Below are 7,828 nucleotides of genomic sequence, written 5' to 3'. Positions count from 1 at the left end.
GCGCGCCGATGGCGTATGCGGCCAGCGCCATCCCCTCCAGCACCCGGTGCGGGTCGCCCTCGAGCACGCTGCGATCCATGAACGCACCCGGGTCGCCCTCGTCGGCGTTGCAGATCACGTAGCGATCCGGGCCGGGCTGCTGGGAGGCCAGCCTCCACTTGCGCCCCGTGGGGAACCCCGCGCCGCCCCGGCCCCGAAGTCCCGACCGCTCCACTTCCGCGATCACCCGGTCAGGGGTCATCCGGGTGACGGCCTTCTCCAGGGCTGAGTAGCCGCCGGCCGCCATGTACTCGTGGATGTCGCCGGGGTCGATCTTCCCGCAGTTGGCAAGCACGATCCGGTGCTGCTTGCGCATCTGCGCAAACTCGTCAACCCTGGGCAGGCGTATCGTCTTCACCCCATCCGGCGCGACGGCGCGGCCGGCCGATCCGTTGCCGCCGGCCGTATGGGCCGCGGCCGCTGCGGGGGCTGCCTCTTCTACGGGCGCAACCACGTCACCGGCCGGCTCGCCCAGGGCCACCCCGACGAGCAGGTCCTGCGGTACGATGCCCCTGAGGACGTACCGATCCACCAGGCGCGACGCCGCATCGGGCGACACGGGGCCGAAGGTGAGACTTGGGCGGCCGGGCAGCCGGACGTCCACGAGCACCTCCCGCTCGCACAGGCCCATACACCCGACGCGGCGAAGCCGCGCCCCGACCCCGGCGCCGTCCAGCGCACGCTTCAGCGCCTCGATGACCTGTTCGGCGCCTGCCGCCAGGCCGCAGCTGCCGGCACCGACCCGGATTTCCGGCGCGCTATCGCTCAACGTGCTCCCTCCTCCGCAGCCGCTGGAGCAACCGAGTCAGGCCCTGGCGCGTGAGCCTGCCGTGAATCTCCCCGTCTGCCACGGCCACCGGAGCGCGGCTGCAGCAGCCCAGGCAGGCCACCGTCTCGAGAGAGAACTCGCCGTCAGGCGTCGTCTCGCCCGCCTTGATGCCGAGCGCCTGCTGAAGCTGCTCCAGCAGGGCGGCGGAGCCGCGCACATGGCACGCCGTTCCCCGGCACACCCGGATGGTGTGCCGGCCTGGCGGACTCATGCGGAAGAAGTTGTAGAACGTGGCGACCCCGTAGGCCTGCGCGACGCTCATCCCGCAGGCCCGAGCGGCCCTGACGACCCCGTCTGGGGGCAGGTAGCCCAACTGCTCCTGGATCTGCTGCAAGAGCGGGATGATGCTCGGCCGGTCCGGCGAACTCCGCGTGGCGAGCAACCGCCTCGCCCCCTCGCCGGAAGTGCGCGCCGGTTGCGCTTCTACGACGGGCCGGCCGGCCTCAGGTGCTGGTCTGTCTCCCGGAGAACGTGCATCGACTGGCTGCAGAGGCGAGCACCCCCAGCTGGGACGGTATAGTGACAATGTGCACTTTCACAAAGACACTTCCATTGTGCCCCCAGACCGCGTCCTGGCGCCACGGACAGCCGTCCCGACCCGGTAGGGACAAAAGTCATCCCCGCGGGACGTTATCGATCCCGGTGCGCCACTCTTGTTCCGGCTACCGGCTTCTCAGCAGGGCGCGAACCATCTCCGCCGCACGGTTCAACCCCTGTGCACCCGCGAGCACCAGCACGTCCCCGGGGCTGGTGCGGTTGACCGCTGCCGCTACGGCGTCCTCAAGGGCCGGGCAGTGGATGGGTTGCACCCGGGCGTCCTGAAGGGCGGATAGCAAGGCGTGGCGCTCCTCGTCCCGGACGCGGTTGAGCTCGTCTGCCACGTCCAGGCTGTCGGTGACCACCATGGCCTTCACGGGAAGCCGGTGCGACCACCGGGCGATCACCTGGCCGTTGCGGGCGTTGATCTCCGCACCCCGGCTCCCGCGGATGCCCACGAGCAGCACCACGCTCGGGGCGGCGCTCGCTTCCAGTGTCCGGAACAGTCGCTCGAAGCTGGCCGGATGGCCCGTGGTGTCATCGATGACGGTGAACTCGCCGCGGTAAGCCGGCTCCATTCGGCGCCGAGGAGGCGTGAGCCGAGAAAGTCCCGCCACGACCCGCTCGAAGTTCACGCCCAGCGCCAGGGCGGCTGCGGCGGACGCGACGGCGTTTGACGCTGCGTGGGGGCCGATGAGCGGAAGGTGCACCCGCACGGCGGGCGGGCGCTGGCCGTCGAGGTGTGCGGCCAGAGCCAGCTCCACCCCGGAGAGGCTCATCGAGAGAATCCGGCCTTCCACGCAGCCCCGTTCCCCTTCGCCCGAGGCAGGGGCGTGGCCGCCGTCACCCGCGCCGGCTGGCCCTCCGTCCAGCAGCGCGTACCGGATGCGCCACTTCCCCGGCCACCGGGAGGCAAGGGCAACGGTCTCGGCGCTCGAGGTGCTGTAGGCGAGCGCGGCGCCCGGCTCCAGCAGCTCGAGAAACCGCGCCTTGGTGGCCAGGTAGTGCCGGAAAGTGGGGTGCGCGTCGGCGTGCTCGTGGGGCAGGAGTTCGGTGAGAACGCCGGCGCTCAGGCGGAGTCCAGCGGCCCGGCTCTGCATCAGGGCGTGGGACGACACCTCGACCACCGAGCAGGCCAGGCCCTCGTCCGCCATCGTGCGCAGGGCCGCCTGCAGGGTGACGGCGTCGGGGGTGGTCAGGGGCGACGGAGCGGTGTGATGGCGGGTCAGGATGCCGAGCGACCCGACGGCACCGGAGAGACGGCCGGCGCCGTTGAGGATCTGCCGCAGGAAAAGCGCCGTCGAGGTCTTCCCCACCGTCCCGGTGATGCCGACGACGGCCAGATCCCTGGAGGGGTGGCCGAAGAAGGCCGCCGCCATCCACGCAAGCGCCAGCCGGCTATCCGTGACGAGCGCCACGCACAGCCCCTCCGGGCGGCGCGCGACGGCCCGCGCGACCTCGGGCCTGTCCACCACGATGGCAGAGGCTCCCCGGGCAACGGCGCTTTCCACGAACCGGTGCCCGTCGGCGCGGGCGCCCCTCACCGCCACGAAACAGAAGCCCGGCCGCACCCTGGCCGAGTGAAACGCGACCCCGGCCACTGCCCGGCCGGCGCACTCGGGGCGACCGTCGGGGAGGACCGCCACCAGGTTTGGGACGCTGCCCAGCAGCACAGTCAGCGGAACGGGCGGCCGCGCCGGGGCCGGAAAGCCATCCGCCGGCTCTGCCGGATCCGGCGCGGCGCCGTTAGCTTGCGGCTCCAGGTGGACCGTTCGTCCCTTCTTCTACCGTCCCGGCCCGCCCCGGGCGCACCGGGCGGGTCTTCGCCCCTGGCCGCCCTGGGGCCTTAGAAGGCAGGCAACACGGCGCCCTTGTAGCGGTCGAGCAGGAACCGCTTGACCTCCTCCGAGGTCAGCGCCTTTGCCACCTTCTGCAGGGCCGGGCTATCCTTATCTTTCGTCCTGACCGCCAGGACGTTGGCCAGCGGGCTGATGTAAGGCTGCTTCACGTCCTCCAGCACGATGGCGTCCCGGACGGGGAAGAGCCCGGCCTCCAGGGCGTAGTTGCCGTTGATGACCGCCCCGTCCACGTCGGGGAGGGCCCGCGGCAGCTGCGCGGCTTCCAGTTCCCGGATCACGAGGCCCCTCGGGTTATCCGTGATGTCAAGCACGGTCGCCTTGAGCCCCAGGTCGGGCTTGAGCTTGATGAGTCCCGCCTGGGCCAAAAGCTGCAGGGCGCGACCTCCATTCGTCGGGTCGTTGGGAATCGCGATGATGGCGCCGCGGCGCAGCTCCTCGGGCTTCTTCACCTTGCGCGAGTACAGCCCCATGGGCTCGATGTGGACCCGGGCGATGTACGTGAGCTCCAGGCGGTGGTCCTTCGAGAAGGTCTCGAGGTAAGGGATGTGTTGGAAGTAGTTAGCATCCAGTTCCCCTTCGGCCAGCGCCAGGTTGGGTCGCACGTAGTCGGTGAACTCGATGATGCGAAGCTCGACGCCCTCTTTGGCGAGGATGGGCTTGATGAACTCCAGCACCTCCGCGTGCGGCACCGGCGTGGCGCCAATCCGCACCACGACGGTGCTCGCTGCGGCGCTCGCCTGTGGGGCTGCGACGCCCGGCCCCACCGCCAGCACCAGAACCGCCGCCAGCCCGGCTGCAGCGATGGCCCTGACGGCCCGACCCGCCGAAATCCCTGCCAGTAGCCTGTCCACCAGTGTCATGGTATGAAGCCTGCCCCCCTCTTGAGCCCTTCGGAATCCTGACCTCCGTGCCGCTCTACCGTCTGAGGCGGCGAGCGAGCGCATCGCCGATCGCCTGCATGCCCTGCACGAGGACGACCAGCAGCACGACCGTCTGCACCATGATGTCGGTGCGGAAGCGCTGATAGCCGTAGCGGACCGCAAGATCCCCCAGCCCCCCACCTCCCACCGCGCCTGCCATGGCCGAATAGCCCAGCACGTTGATGGCCGTGATGGCGGCCCCCAGGGCCAGGGCCGGCATGGCTTCAGGCAAGAGCACACGGGTAATGATCTGCCAGGGGGTGGCCCCCATCGACTGCGCCGCCTCTACGACGCCCGGGTCCACCTCCCGCAGCGCCGTCTCCACCACCCTCGCCACGAACGGGATGGCGGCCACGGTCAGCGGCACCATGGCAGCAGCAGTGCCGATGGAAGTCCCGACCACCCACCGGGTGAAGGGGATGATGGCGACGAGCAAGATGATGAACGGAACCGAGCGGCCGATGTTGACCACCGCCGCCAGCACCTCGCGCACCGGCCGCTTCTGCAGGATGTGACCGCGGTCCGTGACGACCAACAAAACCCCCAGCGGTATGCCGGCGACGTGCGCCAGGAGCGTGGCCACCCCGGTCATGTAAAGCGTCTCGAGCGTCGCCTGCCACAGAAGGCCTGCGGTCATGGCCACTCCACCACCTCGACGCCCCGACCGCGAAGGTACGCCACCGCCTCCTCCACCGAGGAGGGTGGCCCGTCAATGGAAACGATGAGCGCGCCGAACGGGGTCGCTCCCACCCGGTCGATGCTGCCGTGGACGATGTTGACCATCACGTCGAACGAACGCACCACGCTGGCGATCACAGGCTCTTCTGCAACGGGCCCCAGGAAGGCCAGCCGGAACAGCCTCCCGCCCCGCCCGTGCCCGCCCTCGCCCTTGAGAGCCTCCCCCTCCTGGCGCCATCGGCCAAGAACGTGGCCCAGCGCCCGATCCGCCGCCGCCCCCACCAGCCTCCGTGCCGCCGCCGACCTCGGGTGCGTCAGCACCGACACCGTGTCTCCCACCTCTTCCACCCGCCCGCTCTCCAGGACCGCCACCCGGTCGCAGATGGCCTGGACCACCGGAAGTTCGTGCGTGATCAGCAGGATGGTGATGCCAAGGGCCCGGTTGATGTCGCGCAGGAGTTCCAGGATCTGAGCGGTCGTCTCGGCGTCCAGCGCGGAGGTCGGTTCGTCGCACAGCAGGACGCGCGGCTCGGGGGCCAGCGCCCTCGCAATCCCCACCCGCTGGCACTGGCCGCCGCTGAGCTGGGCGGGATGGGCGTCGGCCTGGTCGGCAAGGCCCACCAATTGAAGAAGTTCCATCACCCGGGACCGGATCTGAGCCCTCGGCGTGCCGGCGATCTCCAGGGGAAAGGCAACGTTGCCGAACACGGTGCGCGAACTGAGCAAGTTGAAGTGCTGGAACACCATCCCGATGCGCCGCCTTGCCGAGCGCAGCCGCGCAGGTGCCAACGCGGTCATCTCGAGCCCGTCGACCCATACGCGGCCGCGGTCGGGGCGCTCCAGCAAATTGATGCACCGCACGAGCGTGCTCTTGCCGGCCCCGGAGAGGCCGATGATTCCGAAGATCTGCCCGGCGTGGACCTCGAGCGACACGTCGCGAAGCGCCACCACCTCCCGGCCGCCCTGCACGAAGGTCTTGGTAAGCTCCTCCAGCACTACCATGGGGCGCTGCGAGGCCGGCGCCTCAGTCCGCCCGGGTGGCTTTTCGCCCGGGGCCCGCGCTAGGTGCGCGTCATGGCGCCGTTCTCGGAGTCTTGCCAGGCTCAACGCCAATGCTTCTCTCATGCCTCTCCACGAGCAAAAAAGAGCCTCTTCCACCCGGAAGAGGCCCGTTGCCCGTCTAAGTCGGGGCGCCGACCTCGTATCTCTCCGGGCAATGCCGGCAGGAGTTGGCACCACTGCGGCGCTGCGAAACGCGCCGCCGGTTGCCGGGCTTCATCGGGCCAGTCCCTCCGCCGCTCTTGATACCAGGTCTGCCGAGAGCACCGATCGATTTGTTTGCACCTATAGTAGCCATCGCAGGGAGTGCTGTCAACTTCAGCCTGGCTCCGGCCTTTTCGCTACCGCAGCAGGTTTTGCACACCGGCGCGGGGTATGACACGGACCGGGAGGGAGCCAAAAGGAGGTGGACACCATGAAAACGGTTGCTATAGTGATCGACCGGGACCGATGCAAGGGGTGCGAACTCTGCATCGCCTTCTGCCCGGAGAACGTGCTGGCCCTATCCTCCGGCGATTTCAACGCTCTAGGGTACCGTCCGGCCACGGTGGTCCACCCCGAGGCATGCACGGGATGCACGCACTGCGCCCGCATGTGCCCTGAGGCAGCCATCACCATCACCGTGACCCAGAAGGCTGCCCCGGCCGGCGTCGCAGCGACCTGACCGGAGAGCCAGGAAAGTAGAGCAGGAAGCTGAGCGCAGCGTAATGGCCCAAGGGGGGAGACGTCTTGGCGGACGACGACCTCGCGCGCCCGCGAGTGCTGATGAAGGGTCTCGAGGCGATGGGAGAAGCGGCAATTCGGGCGGGTTGCCGTTATTTTTTCGGCTACCCCATCACCCCCCAGTCTGAACTGCCCGAGTACCTGGCCAGGCGGCTGCCCGAGGTGGGCGGGGTCTTCCTTCAGGCCGAAAGCGAAGTGGCCGCCATCAACATGGTCTACGGCGCCGCCGGCGCGGGCGGCCGGGTCATGACCTCGTCCTCAAGCCCCGGCGTCAGTCTGAAGCAGGAGGGGATCTCCTACATCGCCGGCGCCGAGCTGCCCTGCGTCATCGTCAACATGATGCGGGGTGGCCCCGGGCTGGGCAACATCGCCCCGGCACAGTCGGACTACTTCCAGGCCACCAGGGGGGGCGGGCACGGCGACTACCGGCTCATCGTCCTGGCCCCGTCCTCGGTCCAGGAGCTGGCCGACCTCGTCTTCGAGGCCTTCGATTTGGCCGAACGCTACCGCAATCCGGTCATGGTGCTGGGTGACGGGCTTCTGGGCCAGATGATGGAACCCGTCGTGCTGCCACCTGAAAAGCCCTTCGAGCGCCCTCACCGGCCCTGGGCGACCACCGGCGCCAAAGGCCGGCCGCCAAACCTGGTCAACTCGATCTACCTCGATCCGGTCGTACTGGAGGAGCACAACCTTCGGCTGGCCGAGAAGTATCGCACCATCGAGGCCAAAGAGCAGCGTGCCGTCGTCGAGGACCCGGAGGGTGACAGCCGGCTCTTCCTGGTCGCCTACGGCACGGCCGCCCGCATCAGCCGCGCCGCCATGCGGGCCCTGCGGCGGCAGGGAATCCCGGTCGGGCTCATCCGCCCGGTCACGCTGTGGCCGTTCCCGAAGACCGCGTTCGAGTCGGTGATGGACCGGGCCTTGGGCTTCCTGGCCGTGGAACTCAGCCTGGGCCAGATGGTGGAGGACGTGCGGCTGGCAGTGGAGGGGCGCCGCCCCGTGGAATTCTACGGCAGAACCGCCGGTATGCTGCCGGAGCCCGAGAGCATCGCCAAACGCCTCGAGGCGATGCACCAGCAACTCGGCGCGGACGTAGCAGCCCAGGGAAGAAGGTGAGGTCAGGTGGCCAAAACCATCGAGGTCTCGCAACAAACCCGGACCCGGGTGCTGGCGGCCCGGCCTAA

8 protein-coding genes and 1 riboswitch are annotated in these 7,828 nt (G+C 69.3%); of the genes, 2 read left to right on the top strand and 6 right to left on the bottom strand.

Features of this window, described 5'->3' with window-relative positions:
• The 6 genes from AB1609_11520 to AB1609_11495 all read right to left on the bottom strand — a co-directional run.
• Positions 1-808 (bottom strand): hypothetical protein (locus tag AB1609_11520; GenBank protein MEW6047093.1); only part of this gene is annotated, 808 nt, incomplete at its 3' end.
• Entirely contained in the window at positions 798-1,250 is a 453-nt protein-coding gene (nuoE, locus tag AB1609_11515) for an NADH-quinone oxidoreductase subunit NuoE (GenBank protein ID MEW6047092.1), read from the bottom strand. The genes nuoE and AB1609_11520, both read right to left, overlap by 11 nt.
• A 280-nt stretch (positions 1,251-1,530) precedes the next feature.
• Positions 1,531-3,051: a Mur ligase family protein gene (locus AB1609_11510; protein ID MEW6047091.1), complete on the bottom strand. Its 1,521-nt coding sequence runs from the start codon at positions 3,049-3,051 to the stop codon at positions 1,531-1,533.
• 200 nt (positions 3,052-3,251) lie between these two features.
• Positions 3,252-4,124, bottom strand: a complete 873-nt coding sequence (locus tag AB1609_11505) for a MetQ/NlpA family ABC transporter substrate-binding protein (protein ID MEW6047090.1) — start codon at positions 4,122-4,124, stop codon at positions 3,252-3,254.
• A gap of 55 nt (positions 4,125-4,179) precedes the next feature.
• Positions 4,180-4,827: a methionine ABC transporter permease gene (locus AB1609_11500; protein MEW6047089.1), complete on the bottom strand. Its 648-nt coding sequence runs from the start codon at positions 4,825-4,827 to the stop codon at positions 4,180-4,182.
• On the bottom strand, positions 4,818-5,864 hold the full coding sequence (locus tag AB1609_11495) for an ATP-binding cassette domain-containing protein (protein MEW6047088.1): 1,047 nt from the start codon (positions 5,862-5,864) through the stop codon (positions 4,818-4,820). The genes AB1609_11500 and AB1609_11495 overlap by 10 nt, the downstream gene beginning before the upstream one ends.
• 196 nt (positions 5,865-6,060) lie before the next feature.
• Positions 6,061-6,173, bottom strand: a riboswitch (SAM riboswitch).
• 163 nt (positions 6,174-6,336) lie between these two features.
• Between AB1609_11495 and AB1609_11490 the strand changes: the two genes are divergently transcribed.
• Entirely contained in the window at positions 6,337-6,585 is a 249-nt protein-coding gene (locus tag AB1609_11490; GenBank protein ID MEW6047087.1) for a 4Fe-4S binding protein, read from the top strand.
• Between the two features lie 101 nt (positions 6,586-6,686).
• Positions 6,687-7,760 carry a 3-methyl-2-oxobutanoate dehydrogenase subunit VorB gene (locus tag AB1609_11485; GenBank protein ID MEW6047086.1) on the top strand — a complete coding sequence of 358 codons (1,074 nt, stop codon included), beginning with the start codon at positions 6,687-6,689 and terminating at the stop codon, positions 7,758-7,760.
• Positions 7,761-7,828 lie beyond the last annotated feature (68 nt).

It is taken from the genome of Bacillota bacterium (genome assembly GCA_040754675.1).
Taxonomy (GTDB): domain Bacteria; phylum Bacillota; class Limnochordia; order Limnochordales; family Geochordaceae; genus Geochorda.
The sequence above is the reverse complement of the archived record's forward strand: the minus strand, read 5'-3'. Positions and strand labels throughout refer to the sequence as shown.